This window comes from Citrobacter sp. RHBSTW-01013, assembly GCF_013781985.1.
In the GTDB taxonomy this organism is placed as follows: Bacteria; Pseudomonadota; Gammaproteobacteria; order Enterobacterales; family Enterobacteriaceae; genus Citrobacter; species Citrobacter braakii.
Window position 1 is genome coordinate 1,871,992 of the sequence record NZ_CP056185.1, and the last position, 18,045, is coordinate 1,890,036.

Sequence of the window (18,045 nt, forward strand, 5' to 3'; positions counted from 1 at the left end):
GAATCTCTATGTCAGAACTTAATCAGGATGTTAAGAACAGCCGTCAGCAGTTTTACCAGCATATTTCCGGGCAGAATCTGACCCCGCTGTGGGAGTCGCTGCACCGCCTGGTACCGCCAACGCCGAACGCACATTGTGCTCCTGCGTACTGGAACTATCAGGAGATCCGCCCGTTGCTGCTGGAAAGCGGCGATCTGATTGGCGCGAAAGAGGCGATTCGTCGCGTACTGGTGCTGGAAAACCCCATGCTGCGCGGACAGTCTTCAATCACCCCAACGCTGTACGCCGGATTGCAGTTAATCATGCCGGGCGAGGTTGCCCCGAGTCACCGGCATAATCAGTCTGCGCTGCGCTTTATTGTCGAAGGGAAAGGGGCATTTACCGCGGTGGATGGTGAGCGCACCCAAATGCATGAAGGCGATTTTATTCTGACGCCACAGTGGCGCTGGCACGACCACGGCAACCCAGGCAGTGAACCGGTGGTGTGGCTGGACGGTCTGGATCTGCCACTGGTGAATCTGCTGGGTTGCGGCTTTGCGGAAGATTACCCGGAGGATCAGCAACCAGTCACGCGCAAGGAAGGGGATTACTTACCACGCTACGCGGCCAATATGCTGCCGCTGCGTCATCAGAAGGGTAACTCATCGCCAATTTTCAACTATCGCTACGATCGCAGCCGTGAAGCGCTGCATGACCTGACCCGCATGGGCGACGCCGATGAGTGGGACGGTTACAAGATGCGTTACGTCAACCCGGTAACCGGTGGTTATCCCATGCCTTCAATGGGGACCTTTTTACAACTGTTGCCGAAGGGCTTTTCCTCGCGGATGGCGCGTACCACCGACAGCACTATCTATCACGTGGTGGAAGGAAGCGGGCAGGTCACCATCGGCACCGAGACTTTAAATTTTTCGCCAAAAGATATCTTCGTGGTGCCAACCTGGCACGGCGTGTCATTCCAGGCCCACGAAGATGCCGTCTTATTTAGTTTTTCGGACAGACCGGTTCAGGAAGCGCTGGGGTTGTTCCGTGAAGCACGTTATTAATTTGGGAGAGAGAAAATGACGCAATACGTATTCGAACCACAAGCGCCTGTTACCGTTCCGGTCGTTGGCAGTAATGAACAGTTTCCCGTGCATCGCGTTTACTGCGTGGGCCGCAACTATGCCGCTCATGCACGTGAAATGGGTTTTGATCCGGATCGCGAACCGCCGTTCTTCTTCTGTAAACCTGCCGATGCGGTGGTCCCGGTGGCGGCCGGTCAAACCCTCGAGCTGCCATACCCGTCGCAGACCGATAACTATCACTATGAGATAGAGCTGGTGGTGGCGATCGGTAAAAAGGGCAGCGATATACCCCTGGAAAAAGCGCACGAATATATCTGGGGCTATGCCACTGGTCTGGATATGACCCGCCGCGACAGGCAGATGGAGATGCGCCAGATGGGGCGTCCGTGGGAAATCGGCAAAGCATTTGATCTCTCAGCCCCCATCGCGCCACTGCATAAAGCCAGCGAAAGTGCGGATGTTAACAACGCGCCTATCTGGTTGCAGGTCAACGGCGACGATCATCAGCGTAGCGATATTCGCCACCTCATCTGGTCCGTTAATGAAACCATTAGCTATCTGTCCGGCTTTTTCGAACTACAGCCGGGCGATTTGATCTACACAGGCACGCCAGAGGGCGTGGGTGCAGTGGTGAAAGGAGATGTGATCACCGGCAATGTAGACGGTTTAACCCCCATCGCTGTGAAGATTGTCTGAGGTGGATGATGAAGCTGTACAGTTTCTTTAACAGCTCCGCGTCATATCGCGTACGCATTGCGCTGGCGCTGAAGGGGCTTGATTACCAGACGGTGGGTGTCAACATTCGCATCGGTCAGCAGAACGAGCTGGCCTACCGGCGGATGAACCCGGTAGGGCTTGTACCGACGCTGGTCACTGATGAGGGAGAATCACTCGGGCAGTCGCTGGCGATAACCGACTGGCTGGATGGTCACTTTCCGCAGTCGCCGCTGCTGCCAGCCGACTTCCCGGCGCGCAGCCGGGTGCTGGAAATTGTTTATGCCATCGCTTGTGATACCCATCCCGTGAATAACATGCGGGTACTGCGCTACCTGAGCGAAGAGCTAAAGGTCAGTGAAGAGGATAAAAAACGCTGGTATGCGCACTGGATCCAGCAAGGGTTAAGCGCGGTTGAACAGATGCTGCGCCAGAGTCAGTCGGGGACGTTCTGCGTGGGGGATGCGCCGACGCTGGCGGATTGCTGTCTGATCCCGCAGTGGGCGAACGCGTTACGTATGGGCTGCGATCTGAGCGGGTATCCGCGCTGTAAGGCAGTATACGATGCCTGTACCCAGCTTCCGGCGTTTATCGCCGCCGCGCCCGAGAATCAACAAGACAAAATTCCAGCCTGATAAGGAGAACGACAATGGCTAAAGTGACACGCGCAATTATCGTGGGTGGCGGGATTGGCGGCGCGGCGACCGCGCTATCGCTGGCCCGTCAAGGCATTAAAGTGATGTTGCTGGAGAAAGCGCACGAGATTGGTGAGATTGGTGCGGGCATTCAGCTCGGGCCGAACGCGTTTTCTGCTCTGGACAGCCTTGGCGTGGGTGACGTCGCTCGCAAGCGCGCCGTTTTTACCGATCACATCACCATGATGGATGCGGTAAACGCGAAAGAGGTTGTACATATTGAAACCGGGCAGGCGTTCCGCGATCACTTTGGCGGTCCTTATGCGGTTATCCATCGGGTTGATATTCATGCTTCTGTCTGGGAAGCTGCACTGGTTCATCCCAACGTTGAGTATCGCACTTCAACTAACGTGGTTGATATTCGCCAGACAGAAGATGATGTGACGGTATTTGATGAGCACGGTAACAGCTGGACAGCGGATATTTTGGTGGGCTGTGACGGTGTGAAGTCGGTTGTGCGTCAGTCTCTGATTGGCGATGCGCCACGCGTTACCGGGCACGTGGTCTATCGCGCGGTGATTGATTGCGATGATATGCCGGAAGATTTGCGCATTAACGCGCCGGTGCTGTGGGCCGGACCGCACTGCCACCTGGTGCACTATCCACTGCGCGGCGGCAAGCAGTATAACCTGGTGGTGACCTTCCACAGTCGTCAGCAGGAGGAGTGGGGGGTAAAGGATGGCAGTAAAGAGGAAGTGCTCTCCTATTTTGCCGGTATTCATGCGCGTCCGCGTCAGATGCTGGATAAGCCGACCTCATGGCGTCGTTGGTCCACCACTGACCGCGAACCGGTAGAGAAATGGGGGACCGACCGCATTACGCTGGTGGGTGATGCTGCGCATCCGGTGGCACAATATATGGCGCAGGGTGCCTGTATGGCGCTTGAAGATGCCGTCACTCTTGGTAAGGCGTTACAGCAGTGTGACGGCGATGCGGCTGATGCCTTTGCCTTGTATGAGTCGGTGCGTATTCCGCGTACTGCGCGCATCGTCTGGTCGACGCGCGAAATGGGACGTGTGTACCACGCCGCAGGCGTCGAGCGCCAAGTGCGTAATCTGCTGTGGAAAGGCAAATCTCAGGCGGAATTTTATCGTGGTATGGAATGGCTGTACGGCTGGAAAGAAGATAACTGCCTGTTGCCGCGCTGAGCCTCTTTAATCTCCCGAACGGAGGCGCTACCATAGCGCCTCTTTTTTTGCGGGTGACGATATGCGTGTTTTACTGGCGCCGATGGAAGGCGTGCTCGACTCACTGGTGCGCGAGCTGCTGACTGAAGTGAATGATTACGATCTGTGCATCACCGAGTTTGTGCGCGTGGTGGATCAGCTCCTGCCGGCAAAAGTATTCCATCGGCTCTGCCCGGAACTGCATAACAATAGCCGGACGCCATCCGGCACGCGGGTGCGCATACAGTTGCTGGGGCAGTATCCGCAGTGGCTGGCGGAGAACGCGGCGCGCGCGGTAGAACTGGGCTCGTTTGGTGTCGATCTGAACTGTGGCTGCCCGTCGAAGCTGGTCAACGGCAGCGGCGGTGGCGCAACGTTATTAAAAGATCCTGAACTCATCTACCGGGGCGCAAAAGCCATGCGCGAGGCGGTTCCGGATCATCTCCCCGTGACGGTGAAAGTGCGTCTGGGCTGGGACAACAGCGACAGGCAGTTTGAAATTGCTGATGCCGTTCAGCAGGCTGGCGCCAGCGAGCTGGCGGTGCATGGCCGAACCAAGGAACAGGGCTATAAGGCCGAACATATCAACTGGCAGGCGATCGGTGAGATCCGCCAGCGGCTTACCATTCCGGTTATCGCGAATGGCGAAATCTGGGACTGGCAAAGCGCCCAGGACTGTATGGCTATCAGCGGATGCGATGCGGCGATGATTGGCCGTGGGGCATTAAATATTCCGAACCTGAGTCGTGTGGTGAAGTACAACGAGCCACGTATGCCGTGGCCTGATGTCGTGATGCTATTGCAAAAATATACTCGTCTTGAAAAGCAGGGTGATACCGGGCTGTATCACGTGGCGCGGATTAAACAATGGTTAGGGTATTTGCGTAAAGAATACTCAGAGGCAACCGCGCTGTTTCAGGAAATCCGCGCATTAAACAATTCACCGGATATCGCGCGCGCGATTCAGGCCATTGATATCGCTAAATTGCATTAACACATTAATCGGCCACCGGAGTGGCCTTTTTTTCAAAAAATCATCTTAAACACGCCAGTCACCACCAATAACCCAATCAGAAAAATAACTAAAATAATCCACAGTAAGATTTTCATCAGCGTTCCTTTTTTGGTGAGTTCAGGTTAAGTATAGGAAAGCCTCTGAAAATCTTCCTGTAATGACCTTACTCCGGTTTACGTGCGCTGAGCAGAAACACCATTGGCCGCTCTTTTTCTTCATCCAGCGCCGGGTTTTCAGCAATCTGTTCAGCGGACGGTCCCCATTCATCGACACAAACGATTTCGAATCCGGCGGCTATCAGCGCATTAATCCAGGTCGCCAGCTTACGGTGCTGTTTTTTGACACCCTCCGCGAACCAGTTACTGATGCGTGTGCCTTCCTGCTGATAATGATTGACCGGCCAGGACTGTTGCCCGGTTTTATCTTTTATCCAACCTTGATTAAGCGGTGCAGTATAAATGGGATGCTCGGCAGAGAATACCAACATGCCTCCCGGTGTTAACGACTGGTAAATCGTTACGAATAATCGCGCGATATCGCGCAAATAGTGCAGGGCAAGTGAGCTGTAAACCAGGTCAAAGGAATTTGGCGACAGGGAAAGCGTTTCGAGATCTTCACGGCGATAAACGATGCCATTACCCTGCGTCATGCTGTGCGCCTGAGTTAACATCTTTTGTGAAATATCCAGTCCCACTACGCTGGCCGCCTGGTTATCGCGCGCGTAGCGGCAAAACCAGCCATATCCGCAACCCAAATCGAGGATATTTTTTCCCTGTAGAGCGGGGAGCATCGCTTGTATTGTCGGCCATTCTGGCGCACCGTCGAGCCCTTTTACTGAACGGTCCAGCGTGGCATATCCGGCAAAGAACTCGGGATCGTCATAGATATTCTGTGACATAATGTCTCCATCCATAAATTATTAAAATTAATTAATCTAAATTATTTGTTGGGTGTATATTTTGCCGATTATATATTTTTATTGCCAAAGGTGTATTGCCACGCGTAACTAAAAAAGGAAACGCGACAAGTCGTAATCTCAGCACATCTTTTCTTACCTGTGTCTCTCCATGAATCGTAATTCTGCTTTTGTCACGACGGCATTGTTGCCGCTTTTTATTTTGATGTCAGGTTGCGCTCCGATGCATGATGACCGCCAGTCTCTGTCACAGCAGACCCCCGCTGCGAATGTCGATACCACATTGCCTGCGGCGTTAAAAAATGGCTGGCCGGACAGCCAATGGTGGAAGGCATACCATGACCCCCAGCTTAATGCGCTGATTGACAGCACGTTACGAAACTCCCCTGATATGCAGGTCGCGGAACAGCGCATTCAACTGGCGGAGGCGCAGGCTAAGGCTGTGGAGGCGCAGGATGGCCCGGAGATCGATTTCTCAGCAGATGTGGAGCGTCAGAGAATGTCAGCCGAAGGGCTGATGGGTCCGTTTGCCATTACCGATCCGGCCGCCGGGACGACCGGGCCGTGGTACACCAACGGCACCTTTGGTTTAACTGCTGGCTGGAATCTGGATCTGTGGGGTAAAAATCGGGCCGAAGTGACGGCACGTATTGGGGCCGTTAAGGCGCGTGAAGCCGAGCGCGAGCAAACGCGACAGGTGCTGGCGAGCGGTGTGGCTCGTCTATACTGGGAATGGCAAACGCAGGCCGGGCTGAAAACCGTGTTGACGCAAATCGAAACCGAGCAGCAGAACGTCATTAACGTTGATCGTCAACTGTATCAAAATGGTCTTACTTCTTCGGTGGAAGGCGTTGAAACCGATATCGATTCCAGCAAAACAGAGCAGCAGCTGAACGATGTCAGCGGTAAAATGAAGGTGATTGAAGCGCGGTTGAGCGCGCTGACCAACTCGCAGTCCACAGCCCTGAAACTCCATTCGACCCCGCTGCCCGCGGTGGAAAGCCAGCTCCCGTCCCAGCTAGGTTATTCGCTGCTGGCCCGCCGACCGGATTTGCAGGCGGCGCACTGGTACATTGAGTCATCGCTGAGCAGCATTGATGCGGCGAAAGCGGCGTTTTATCCCGATGTAAATCTGATGGCATTTTTACAACAGGATGCGTTACATCTGAGCGACTTGTTTCGCCATTCCGCGCAGCAAATGGGCGTAACGGCCGGGCTGACGCTGCCTATCTTTGATAGCGGCAGGCTGAACGCGAATCTCGACATTACTCAAGCGCAAAGCAACCTGACGGTGGCGAATTACAACAAAGCCGTGGTGGATGCGGTGAATGACGTGGCGCGTGCAGCATCGCAGGTAGAAACACTGGCGCAGAAGAATCAGCATCAGCAGCAGATTGAGCATGATGCACTGCGCGTAGTGGGTCTGGCGCAGGCGCGCTTCAATGCCGGAATTATTGCGGGCTCCCGGGTCAGTGAGGCAAAGATCCCGGCATTACGTGAACAGTGCAACGCTCTGCTTTTACAAGGGCAATGGCTGGATGCCTCAATCCAGTTGAACCGCGCGCTGGGGGGCGGCTACCACGCTTCGTAACGCACCCACCCGGTAGACATCGCGCTACCGGGCTGTACTTTTGCTGCTGCGTTTTTTTAACCACCACCGAACGCCAGGCACCAGCACAATCACCAGAGCCAGCCATATCCAGTGCTTAATATGCTGGTCGAGATTGTGTAGCCACGGCGCAATGACTTCTCCCCCCACGTAACCCAGAGTGGTAAATATCAGCGCCCACGCCAGCGCCCCCAGGATATTCAACGGCAGGAAAATTTTAGGCGGCAAATGGCTTGCGCCAATCAGCAACGGGCCGATCACGCGAAAACCATACATAAAACGGGTGCCAATCACGAACAGATAAGGACGGCGCTGGATCATTTTCTGCGCCCGGCGGATTTTGTCGCGATGTTTTGAGAAACGACGCAAAATTTTTCCACCGTAACGACGCCCAAGCAGATACAGCAATTGATCGCCAATCATCCCGCCCAGGGCCACAGAGATAACCACCAGAGGAAATTTAAGTAATCCCTGATGTGCCGCCACGCCGCCCAGCAGGGTAATGGTTTCACCTTCGGCCAAACTGCCAATGACCAATGCGGCGTAACCGTAATGTGCAATAAGACTGTTTATATCCATATGTCTGGATGACCTCCCGACGTTAAGCATACACCCTGTGAATCATCGTGGGGTTTAAAAGCGCTGAATTAGCGGTTCGTCATTTTTGTTGTTGTACAAAAATTAATCCAAAGCTGAATTATACTTGAACTGTTGAGGTCCGGAGCTGACAAGAAGGGGGCGGTATGAACCATGTCTGGGGGCTGTTTTCCCATCCCGATCGTGAAATGCATGTGATCAACAGCGAAAACGAAAGCGTTTCGCATCACTATACCCACCATGTACTGCTGATGGCGGCAATCCCGGTTGTTTGTGCGTTCATCGGTACCACACAAATCGGCTGGGATTTTGGCGATGGCAATATCCTGAAATTATCCCTGTTGACTGGATTTGCAATGGCGATTCTGTTTTACGGGGTGATGCTGGCGGGCGTTGCCGTCATGGGCCGGGTTATCTGGTGGATGGCGCGTAACTACCCGCAGCGTCCGTCGCTGGCGCATTGTATGGTCTTTGCCGGATATGTCGCGACGCCGCTGTTTTTAAGCGGGCTGGTCGCACTTTATCCGCTGGTCTGGCTGTGCGCATTAGTCGGGACTCTCGCGCTGTTTTACACCGGGTATTTACTTTATCTCGGTATTCCGACGTTCCTGAATATCACTCGTGAGGAAGGGTTGAGTTTTTCCAGTTCGACGCTGGCAATCGGTGTGCTGGTACTGGAGGTTCTGCTGGCTATTACGGTAATTCTGTGGGGTTACGGCTATCGGTTATTCTGACGGATAAACCTGTCTACGCTGCGTTGTTGACGTAAAAGTCAGCAACGCAGCATTTCGAGACGATTCTCCTGTGGCAGCAAACCTGCCGGATCGCTATGATGCCTGAGCTAGCTTGAGATAATACTTAATCTCTGGCGGTGTGCGTTGTGACGTGCGTGAACCATTATCAGAAATCTCATCATGCTGAAATTCCGAGTTTCATTATTAAGCCTTGCCCTGGTGCTGGCCGTTCCTTTTGCACCCCAAGCCGTGGCGAAAACGGCAACTACCGCAGCGGCTTCTCAACCTGAGATAGCGTCCGGTAGCGCGATGATCGTTGATCTGAATACCAACAAAGTTATCTATTCGAACCACCCGGACCTTGTGCGTCCGATTGCGTCGATTACCAAATTAATGACGGCGATGGTGGTGCTTGATGCACGACTGCCGCTGAATGAAAAGCTGAAAGTCGATATTAGCCAGACGCCGGAGATGAAAGGCATTTACTCTCGCGTACGACTGAACAGCGAAATCAGCCGTAAAGACATGTTACTACTGGCGCTGATGTCATCAGAAAACCGCGCGGCGGCGAGCCTGGCGCATCATTACCCGGGCGGATACAACGCGTTTATCAAAGCCATGAATGCCAAAGCGAAAGCGCTCGGCATGACTCAGACACGCTTTGTGGAACCCACTGGCTTGTCGATTCATAACGTCTCGACCGCCCGTGACTTAACCAAGCTGCTGATCGCCAGCAAACAGTATCCGCTGATCGGCCAGCTAAGTACCACGCGTGAAGATATGGCGACGTTTGCCAACCCTGCGTATACGCTGCCGTTTCGTAACACCAACCATCTGGTATACCGCGATAACTGGAATATTCAGTTAACGAAAACCGGGTTTACCAATGCGGCAGGCCACTGTCTGGTGATGCGCACGGTGATTAACAACAAACCGGTGGCGCTGGTGGTGATGGATGCCTTTGGCAAATATACTCACTTTGCCGATGCCAGCCGTTTACGTACCTGGATTGAAACGGGCAAGGTGATGCCGGTTCCGGCGGCGGCGCTGAGCTATAAAAAGCAAAAAGCTGCGCAGATGGCGGCGGCAGGTTCGGCGAAGGGCGAGCAAACCGCACAGAACGATTAAATAAGATGTCTTATCCGGCCTACGCATAGCGAATGTAGCAGTAGGCCGGGCAAGCAAAGCGCCCCGGCAACATGCCCGGTAGCGCTTATCTTTTTCAGATTTACGATTCTTTCCAGAACTTCTGCTTACTCGTTTTCCCAATACCCGGATTCATACTGTTGGTGGGGTCATTCTCACGGTAAAAACGGGTCAAGGTTTCCGGTGCCTGATACAGATGCCCGACGTTATGCTCTGCCGGATACTGCGCCCCACGCTCACGAAGGAGTTCCAGCATCTGCTCTTTGAGCGCATGCGCATCCACGCCTTTTTTCACGATGTAATCCTGATGGAAAACGTAACACATAAAGTGACCGTAATAGAGTTTGTGCACCAGTTGACTGTCGATCTCTGGAGGCAGATGCTCGTACCATTCGGTGTCGTTACGGCGCAGCGCGATATCCAGCGCCAGAATATCTTCCACCTCATCCGCATGCACGGCCTGATAACGAATAGCCGCGCCAGCCGCCGCAAAGCGATGCAAGAACGCCTTGCTGCCTTCTTCCGCCGTACAGGCAAAGAAGTCGCCTTCAGCGGTTTTGAAATACTCGCTTAGCCAGTTTTGGGCTTCAGCCACGCCGCCACCGGCCATTTTTAACAGCAGGTGATGCTCGTACTTATCGCGCCAGCTTTTCATGCGCGCCGGTAAGTGGCTGGGGAACAAATGACCAAATTTCTGCATTGCCCGGTCGGTGAAGTGAGGACGGAAAATTTTCACTTTTTCCAGCATCGCATCGGTGCGACCTTTCAGGGTGAAGAAGAACGGCATTTTGTCGGTGCCGAGCTTGTCGATCATCAGAAACGTATCTTTGCCGTATTGCTCAGCGATGTCGTAAATATCGCGGTGCATATATTCACCGGCGACCGGCAGATGCTCGAATTTTGCCAGAATATGACGGCGGATCTCCGTCAGCACCTCTGGCTGGTTGGTGCCGATGTAAAAGACCTGCTGGTTTTTTTCGGCTTCGAAGGTGTCCAGACGCACGGCAAAGACCGCGAGCTTGCCTGCACAACCGGACGATTCAAACAAGCGATCCGGGTCGGCGTTATAGCGTGCGGGCGTGTCCGCGTCGATATCTCTGACGCGGGTAACGTAGTCATGATCGTGCGCGTGACGCCCGTCGTGGCGAACATCGTCATCTCTAATACGCTCGTCATCCAGTTTGCTCAGGATCTGCTCCGGGGTCTGGCCCAGCTCGATACCCAGATGGTTAACCAGCTGTAATTTTCCCTGTTCGTCAATACGCGCAAACAGCGACATCTCCGTGTAGGCCGGGCCGCGCTGTACCAGCGAGCCGCCGGAGTTGTTGCAAATGCCACCGATAACCGAAGCGCCGATACAGGAAGATCCGATGACCGAATGCGGCTCACGCCCAAACGGTTTGAGCGCTTTTTCCAGCGAATAGAGCGTGGTTCCTGGATAGGCCAGCACCTGTTCACCTTTGCCGATGACGTGCAGCTTATCAAGACGCAGGGTGCTGATAATGACAATCTCGCGGTCGTAATCATTACCGCTCGGCGTAGACCCTTCGGTCAGGCCGGTGTTAGCGGCCTGCATCAGGATAATTTTATCCGCGGCGACGCAGGCGCTCAAAACGCGCCACAGTTCTAAAAGCGACCCGGGGAACACGACGGCAAGCGCATCGCCCTGGCCGGAGCGGAATCCCTTGCGATAGCGGGCGGTTTTAGCAGGTTCTGTCAGCAGGTGTGAATGACCCACCAGACGGGTCAGTTCATTCAGGAAAGCTTTATTATCTGTTGTAATGGAAGACATTCTCCACTCCTTGTGGTGGGACTCAATATCAGGAACAAGCATAGCGCTTTGTATGACAATACGCTTTCTCATTCATATTGTCTCTGGTTCGTCTTTTACTGATTCGCGCTGGTTTCGAAAATTAGGAGAATAACCTTAGCTTTCTTTATCGCTCCCGTTTAGTCTTACGGCAAACTGCGGTTTTTGTTATATTTTCGCTGCCTCGTCGGGAAAAAATAAAGAGAGAATCAACATGAAATGGCTATGTTCTGTAGGTGTCGCGGTGAGTCTGGCATTGCAACCAGCGTTGGCGGACACTCTGTTTGGTAACCATCCACTGACGCCAGAGGCGCGGGATGCCTTCGTTACCGATTTACTCAAGCAGATGACCGTAGATGAGAAGATTGGGCAACTGCGTTTGATAAGCGTCGGGCCTGATAACCCGAAAGAAGCCATCCGCGAGATGATCAAAGACGGGCAGGTTGGGGCAATTTTTAACACCGTCACGCGCCAGGATATCCGCAAAATGCAGGATCAGGTGATGGATCTCAGCCGCCTGAAAATCCCTCTCTTTTTTGCCTACGACGTATTGCACGGTCAGCGTACCGTATTCCCGATAAGCCTCGGTCTGGCATCCTCCTTTAATCTTGATGCGGTCAGAACCGTTGGTCGAGTGTCTGCGTATGAAGCCGCCGATGATGGTCTGAATATGACCTGGGCGCCGATGGTCGATGTCTCGCGCGATCCGCGCTGGGGCCGCGCCTCGGAAGGGTTTGGCGAAGATACGTATTTGACCGCCACGATGGGCAAAACCATGGTGGAAGCGATGCAGGGTAAAAGCCCGGCCGATCGCTATTCGGTGATGACCAGCGTCAAGCACTATGCCGCCTATGGCGCGGTTGAAGGCGGCAAGGAATACAACACCGTCGATATGAGCCCGCAGCGTTTGTTCAACGACTATATGCCACCGTACAAAGCCGGACTGGACGCCGGTAGCGGTGCAGTGATGGTGGGGCTTAATTCTCTGAACGGTACGCCGGCGACTTCGGATGCATGGCTGTTAAAAGACGTCCTGCGCGATGAGTGGGGCTTTAAGGGCATTACCGTTTCCGATCACGGCGCGATTAAGGAACTGATTAAGCACGGCACTGCCGCCGATCCTGAAGATGCGGTGCGTGTGGCGATCAAGTCCGGCATCAACATGAGCATGAGCGATGAGTATTACAGCAAATACCTGCCGGGGTTGATTAAGTCAGGTAAGGTGACGATGGCGGAGCTGGACGACGCTGCGCGTCATGTGCTGAACGTGAAATATGATATGGGGCTGTTTAATGATCCGTACAGCCATCTGGGGGCTAAAGAATCTGACCCGCAGGACACCAACGCGGAAAGCCGTTTGCACCGCAAAGAGGCGCGTGAAGTGGCGCGTGAAAGCCTGGTGCTGCTGAAAAACCGTCTGGAAACATTGCCGCTGAAAAAATCCGCCACCGTAGCGGTTGTCGGTCCGCTGGCCGACAGCAAGCGTGATGTGATGGGCAGTTGGTCTGCTGCCGGGGTTGCCGATCAGTCGGTTACGGTGCTGACGGGGATTAAAAATGCCATCGGCGAGCAGGGCAAAGTGGTATACGCCAAAGGGGCGAACATCACCAACGACAAAGGCATTGTCGACTTCCTCAACCAGTATGAAGAGGCGGTGAAGGTTGACCCGCGTTCGCCGCAGGCGATGATTGATGAAGCGGTTAACGCCGCGAAGCAGTCTGACGTGGTGGTCGCGGTAGTTGGTGAAGCGCAGGGAATGGCGCATGAAGCCTCCAGCCGCACCGATATCACCATTCCGCAGAGTCAGCGTGACCTGATTACCGCGCTGAAAGCCACGGGCAAACCGCTGGTTCTGGTACTGATGAACGGTCGTCCGCTGGCGCTGGTTAAGGAAGATCAACAGGCCGATGCGATCCTCGAAACCTGGTTTGCCGGGACGGAAGGCGGTAACGCCATCGCCGATGTGCTGTTTGGCGATTACAACCCGTCAGGCAAGTTGCCGATGTCTTTCCCGCGCTCTGTCGGACAGATCCCGGTCTATTACAGCCATCTCAATACCGGTCGCCCGTATAATGCCGATAAGCCGAATAAGTACACGTCGCGCTACTTTGACGAAGCGAACGGTCCGTTGTATCCCTTTGGCTATGGCCTGAGCTACACCACATTCACGGTTTCTGATGTGAAACTCTCTTCTCCGACGATGAAGCGTGACGGGACCGTGACGGCCAGCGTGCAGGTGACCAACACCGGCAAACGCGAAGGTGCGACGGTGATTCAGATGTATTTGCAGGATGTTACCGCTTCAATGAGTCGTCCGGTAAAACAGCTGAAAGGTTTTGAGAAGGTGAATCTTAAGCCGGGTGAAACCCAAACCGTTAGCTTCCCAATTGATGTTGAAGCGCTGAAATTCTGGAACCAGCGTATGCAATACGATGCCGAACCGGGCAAGTTCAACGTCTTTATCGGCGTGGATTCTGCCAGAGTGAAGCAGGGCGAATTTGAACTGCTGTAGTAATTGATATCATGCCTGGTAACGTGACGCTTATCAGGCCTGCGAAATCGTACCATCCGGTAAACTCACTTTGGGTTTGCCGGATTTTTTTTATTGTATTATCGCCTTACCGCGAGTAACTCTCAGTGTTACTACCCAATTGCCAGGTTAAGGCTTGATTTTTCGACTATGCTTTTTCCTCAAGTCTCTGAAAAGGGCCGTAAAAGAATGAGGAGTGCAGCATGATAATTTCAAAAGTTTGGGTGGGTTCGCTGGCGTTATTAGCCGCGATCAGCTTGCCCTTACAGGCCGCGTCACCCGTCACGGTCGGTTCAAAAATAGATACCGAAGGGGCGCTGCTCGGCAACATTATTTTGCAGGTGCTCGAAAGTCACGGCGTGAAAACCGTTAATAAAGTACAGCTGGGTACCACTCCGGTGGTGCGTGGGGCAATCACCTCTGGTGAACTGGATATTTATCCGGAATATACCGGCAATGGCGCATTCTTTTTTAAAGATGAGAATGATCCTGCATGGAAAAATGCGCAGGCCGGTTATGACAAAGTGAAAAAGCTGGACGCAGAGCAAAATAAGCTGATCTGGCTAACGCCTGCGCCCGCCAACAACACCTGGACCATTGCGGTTCGCCAGGATGTCGCGCAAAAGAATAAGCTTGAGTCCCTTGCCGATTTAGGCCGTTACCTGAAAGACGGGGGGACGTTCAAACTTGCCGCCTCTGCGGAATTTATCGAACGGGCTGACGCGCTGCCTGCCTTTGAAAAAGCCTATGATTTCAAACTGAATCAGAATCAGCTGTTGTCGCTGGCGGGGGGGGATACCGCGGTGACGATTAAAGCGGCGGCGCAGCAGACCTCTGGGGTCAATGCAGCGATGGCCTACGGTACCGACGGTCCGGTTGCGGCGCTTGGTCTGCAAACATTAAGCGATCCGCAAGGCGTGCAGCCCATTTATGCGCCAGCGCCCGTTGTGCGTGAATCGGTGCTGCAGGACTACCCGCAAATGGCAGAATGGCTACAACCGGTATTTGCCAGCCTGGATGAAAAAACGCTGCAACGGCTGAATGCCAGTATCGCCGTGGAGGGGCTGGATGCGAAAAAAGTCGCAGCAGACTACCTGAAGCAAAAAGGATGGGTGAAGTAACGGAGTTTGCAGCAGGTGGGTGTTTTGTCGAATATTTCAGTAAATCGGGTGCTGTTGCTGCTGGTGTTTCTGACCATCGCGGCGGCAGCGCTTCCTTTCATCAGCTATGCTCCCAATCGCCTGGTTTCCGGTGAAGGGCGTCAACTCTGGGATATCCAACCCGACATGGCGTGGGGATTAGCGGCGGCCTGTGTGCTGCTGTTTCTTCTGTGCTTTGTACCGGGAAAATCCGGCAATATATTGACGCTTATTGTTAGCCAACTGTTGGTGATTGCGGCGCTGGTCATCGCCGGCACAACGGCAACGTATCTGGCTCAGACGGGTAGCCCGCTGGCCAGAACCAGCCTGGGCAGCGGGTTCTGGTTAGGGCTGGGACTGATGCTGCTGGCAGCCAGTGACGCCATTCGTCGCATCACCGAACGGGCATCGTGGCGTTGGTTATTGCACGCACAAATATTCATTTTGCCGCTGGTGTTACTGCTCTCCGGTACGTTTAACGATCTTTCTCTGCTTAAAGAATATGCCAATCGCCAGGATGTCTTTAACGACGCGCTGGCGCAGCATCTGACGATTCTGTTCGCTACCGTGGTGCCCGCGCTGCTCATTGGCGTGCCGCTGGGCGTCTGGTGTACTTTTTCTGTCTCCCGTCAGGGGCCGGTATTCGCGGTACTGAACATTATCCAGACTATTCCCTCCGTCGCGCTGTTTGGCCTGTTAATAGCGCCGCTTGCTGGACTGGTGAAGCACTTTCCCTTGCTGGGTTCACTTGGCGTAGCGGGAACCGGTCTGACGCCTGCGCTTATTGCGTTGGTGCTGTATGCGCTCTTACCGCTGGTTCGCGGCGTAGTGGCTGGATTGAATCAGGTTCCACGCGATGTACTTGAAAGCGCCCGGGCGATGGGGATGAGCGCGCGTCAGCGGTTTATCTCGGTGCAGTTTCCACTGGCGCTGCCGGTCTTCTTGCGCAGTTTGCGAGTGGTGATGGTCCAGACGGTGGGGATGGCGGTGATAGCCGCGCTGATTGGTGCAGGGGGATTTGGCGCGCTGGTCTTTCAGGGATTGCTCAGTAGCGCCGTTGATTTAGTGCTGTTGGGTGTGATCCCGGTCGTTGTGCTGGCTGTGTTGATTGATGCGCTGTTTGATTTAGGGATCGCGCTGCTAAAGGTATCGAATAATGATTGAATTTCGCCATGTCAGTAAAACCTATGGCCAGCAAAAAGCCGTCGACGACCTGAACCTGCAGTTAGGAGAGGGCAGCTTTTCGGTATTAATTGGCACGTCAGGTTCGGGCAAGTCTACCACGCTAAAGATGATCAACCGGCTGGTTGAACATGACAGCGGGCAGATCCGTTTCGCCGGGGAGGAGATCCGCAGCCTGCCGGTGCTGGAGTTACGACGGCGCATGGGGTACGCGATTCAGTCTATTGGTTTGTTTCCCCACTGGACCGTCGCGCAGAATATTGCCACCGTACCGCAGCTGCAAAAGTGGTCACGTTCACGTATTGATGACCGAACAGATGAACTTATGGCGCTGCTGGGCCTTGAGGCGAGTTTGCGTCACCGTTATCCGCATCAGCTTTCCGGCGGACAACAGCAGAGGGTTGGGGTTGCGCGAGCGTTGGCGGCAGATCCGCAGGTGCTACTGATGGATGAGCCTTTTGGCGCGCTGGACCCGGTCACCCGCGGCGCGCTGCAGCAGGAGATGACGCGTATCCACCGTTTGTTGGGACGTACCATTGTGCTGGTGACGCATGATATCGACGAGGCGCTGAGACTGGCGGAGCATCTGATTTTGATGGATGCGGGAAAAGTTGTGAAACAAGGCACGCCGTTGTCGATGCTCACTGCGCCAGCGAATGATTTCGTGCAAACTTTTTTTGGCCGCAGTGAACTGGGCGTAAGGCTGTTGTCGCTGCGTACGGTAGGGGATTTTATCCGTCGCGGTGAACACTCAGACGGCGAGCCGCTGGTGGATGAGATGACGCTACGTGATGCATTGTCGGTGTTCGTGGCGCGTGGCTGCGATGTCTTGCCGGTCGTGACGCCGCAGGGGGTGCCCTGCGGGACGCTTCATTTTCGCGATTTGCTTTCGGAGACGCCGACCCGTGAAACGTCTTGCTGATCCATTGCTATGGCTTGTTGCGCTGTTTCTGATCCTGTTGGTGGGGTTGCCTCACAGTCAGGCCCTGTTTAGTTCGCTATTTCCGACGCTGCCGCGTCCCGTGTATCAGCAGGAAAGTTTTACGGCGCTGGCGTTGAGTCATTTTGCGTTGGTGGGGATTTCAAGCCTTATTGCCGTCATCATTGGCACCGGAGCGGGAATAGCGGTAACCCGGCCCTGGGGCGCGGAATTCAGGCCGATGGTGGAAACGATTGCCGCCGTGGGGCAGACATTTCCTCCGGTCGCCGTGCTGGCGATCGCCGTACCGGTGATGGGGTTTGGGCTTGAACCCGCGATTATCGCACTGATTTTGTATGGCGTGTTACCAATCTTGCAGGCAACTCTGGCGGGACTCGGTGGAATTTCTCCCAGCGTGATGGATATTGCCAGCGGAATGGGCATGAGTCAGGGCCAGCGGCTGCGGAAAGTGGAGTTGCCGCTGGCGGCACCGGTTATTCTGGCGGGAATTCGCACGTCGGTGATTATTAATATCGGCACCGCTACGATAGCGTCAACCGTCGGGGCGAACACGCTGGGCACGCCGATTATCATCGGACTGAGCGGGTTCAATACCGCCTATGTGATTCAGGGGGCGCTGCTGGTCGCGCTGGCTGCGGTGATCGTTGACCGCGGGTTTGAGCGCTTAGCGAGCCACCTTACCCGGCACGTAAAATGAATGTGTAGCCTGCCAGCATGACGCCGCCGATACCGCCGATGGCCATCAGCAGGAAGAGGGTAATGACACCGATTTTAGCTGCGCTCAT

The 18,045-nt window shown here is 54.3% G+C and carries 17 protein-coding genes; 13 read left to right on the forward strand and 4 right to left on the reverse strand.

Annotation, left to right across the window (positions count from 1 at the left end; genetic code table 11):
• Nucleotides 1-8: 8 nt before the first annotated feature.
• The 5 genes from gtdA to dusC all read left to right on the forward strand — a co-directional run bounded on the left by gtdA (nucleotide 9) and on the right by dusC (nucleotide 4,636).
• Complete coding sequence (gtdA, locus tag HV350_RS09055) at nucleotides 9-1,046, forward strand: gentisate 1,2-dioxygenase (protein WP_103928379.1); 1,038 nt, start codon at nucleotides 9-11, stop codon at nucleotides 1,044-1,046.
• 15 nt (nucleotides 1,047-1,061) lie between these two features.
• Nucleotides 1,062-1,763, forward strand: coding sequence for a fumarylacetoacetate hydrolase family protein (locus tag HV350_RS09060; RefSeq protein WP_049041063.1), 702 nt, complete (start codon nucleotides 1,062-1,064; stop codon nucleotides 1,761-1,763).
• Between the two features lie 8 nt (nucleotides 1,764-1,771).
• Nucleotides 1,772-2,416: a maleylacetoacetate isomerase gene (gene maiA / locus HV350_RS09065; RefSeq protein WP_181630645.1), complete on the forward strand. Its 645-nt coding sequence runs from the start codon at nucleotides 1,772-1,774 to the stop codon at nucleotides 2,414-2,416.
• 14 nt (nucleotides 2,417-2,430) lie between these two features.
• Entirely contained in the window at nucleotides 2,431-3,624 is a 1,194-nt protein-coding gene (locus HV350_RS09070) for a 3-hydroxybenzoate 6-monooxygenase (protein WP_181630291.1), read from the forward strand.
• Between the two features lie 61 nt (nucleotides 3,625-3,685).
• On the forward strand, nucleotides 3,686-4,636 hold the full coding sequence (gene dusC, locus HV350_RS09075; protein ID WP_181630292.1) for a tRNA dihydrouridine(16) synthase DusC: 951 nt from the start codon (nucleotides 3,686-3,688) through the stop codon (nucleotides 4,634-4,636).
• A 184-nt stretch (nucleotides 4,637-4,820) separates the two neighbouring features.
• On the opposite strand, the gene HV350_RS09080 is transcribed toward dusC, so the two are convergent.
• Complete coding sequence (locus tag HV350_RS09080) at nucleotides 4,821-5,555, reverse strand: class I SAM-dependent methyltransferase (RefSeq protein WP_016153703.1); 735 nt, start codon at nucleotides 5,553-5,555, stop codon at nucleotides 4,821-4,823.
• A 169-nt stretch (nucleotides 5,556-5,724) separates the two neighbouring features.
• On the opposite strand from HV350_RS09080, the gene mdtQ reads away from it, so the two are divergent.
• The gene (mdtQ, locus tag HV350_RS09085; protein ID WP_065554085.1) at nucleotides 5,725-7,164 is read left to right on the forward strand and encodes a multidrug resistance outer membrane protein MdtQ; all 1,440 of its coding nucleotides are present in this window, start codon (nucleotides 5,725-5,727) and stop codon (nucleotides 7,162-7,164) included.
• A 24-nt stretch (nucleotides 7,165-7,188) separates the two neighbouring features.
• On the opposite strand, the gene HV350_RS09090 is transcribed toward mdtQ, so the two are convergent.
• The gene (locus tag HV350_RS09090; RefSeq protein ID WP_016153701.1) at nucleotides 7,189-7,761 is read right to left on the reverse strand and encodes a DedA family protein; all 573 of its coding nucleotides are present in this window, start codon (nucleotides 7,759-7,761) and stop codon (nucleotides 7,189-7,191) included.
• Nucleotides 7,762-7,925: 164 nt separating this feature from the next.
• Between HV350_RS09090 and HV350_RS09095 the strand changes: the two genes are divergently transcribed.
• Nucleotides 7,926-8,513, forward strand: coding sequence for a Yip1 family protein (locus HV350_RS09095; protein ID WP_016153700.1), 588 nt, complete (start codon nucleotides 7,926-7,928; stop codon nucleotides 8,511-8,513).
• Between the two features lie 180 nt (nucleotides 8,514-8,693).
• Nucleotides 8,694-9,641, forward strand: a complete 948-nt coding sequence (gene pbpG / locus HV350_RS09100; protein ID WP_016153699.1) for a D-alanyl-D-alanine endopeptidase — start codon at nucleotides 8,694-8,696, stop codon at nucleotides 9,639-9,641.
• 100 nt (nucleotides 9,642-9,741) lie between these two features.
• On the opposite strand, the gene dld is transcribed toward pbpG, so the two are convergent.
• On the reverse strand, nucleotides 9,742-11,451 hold the full coding sequence (gene dld, locus HV350_RS09105; RefSeq protein ID WP_016153698.1) for a D-lactate dehydrogenase: 1,710 nt from the start codon (nucleotides 11,449-11,451) through the stop codon (nucleotides 9,742-9,744).
• 232 nt (nucleotides 11,452-11,683) lie between these two features.
• Between dld and bglX the strand changes: the two genes are divergently transcribed.
• The 5 genes from bglX to HV350_RS09130 all read left to right on the forward strand — a co-directional run bounded on the left by bglX (nucleotide 11,684) and on the right by HV350_RS09130 (nucleotide 17,957).
• The gene (bglX, locus tag HV350_RS09110) at nucleotides 11,684-13,981 is read left to right on the forward strand and encodes a beta-glucosidase BglX (protein WP_016153697.1); all 2,298 of its coding nucleotides are present in this window, start codon (nucleotides 11,684-11,686) and stop codon (nucleotides 13,979-13,981) included.
• Nucleotides 13,982-14,202: 221 nt separating this feature from the next.
• Nucleotides 14,203-15,120: an ABC transporter substrate-binding protein gene (locus HV350_RS09115; protein ID WP_016153696.1), complete on the forward strand. Its 918-nt coding sequence runs from the start codon at nucleotides 14,203-14,205 to the stop codon at nucleotides 15,118-15,120.
• Between the two features lie 15 nt (nucleotides 15,121-15,135).
• Nucleotides 15,136-16,302, forward strand: coding sequence for an ABC transporter permease (locus HV350_RS09120; RefSeq protein ID WP_016153695.1), 1,167 nt, complete (start codon nucleotides 15,136-15,138; stop codon nucleotides 16,300-16,302).
• Nucleotides 16,295-17,242, forward strand: a complete 948-nt coding sequence (locus HV350_RS09125) for an ABC transporter ATP-binding protein (RefSeq protein WP_103766537.1) — start codon at nucleotides 16,295-16,297, stop codon at nucleotides 17,240-17,242. The genes HV350_RS09120 and HV350_RS09125 overlap by 8 nt, the downstream gene beginning before the upstream one ends.
• Nucleotides 17,226-17,957 (forward strand): ABC transporter permease, encoded by a 732-nt coding sequence (locus HV350_RS09130; protein WP_065554088.1) that lies wholly within the window; start codon nucleotides 17,226-17,228, stop codon nucleotides 17,955-17,957. Before HV350_RS09125 ends, HV350_RS09130 begins: the two co-directional genes overlap by 17 nt.
• On the opposite strand, the gene HV350_RS09135 is transcribed toward HV350_RS09130, so the two are convergent.
• Nucleotides 17,938-18,045, reverse strand: a complete 108-nt coding sequence (locus tag HV350_RS09135; RefSeq protein WP_003027354.1) for a protein YohO — start codon at nucleotides 18,043-18,045, stop codon at nucleotides 17,938-17,940. The genes HV350_RS09130 and HV350_RS09135 overlap by 20 nt on opposite strands.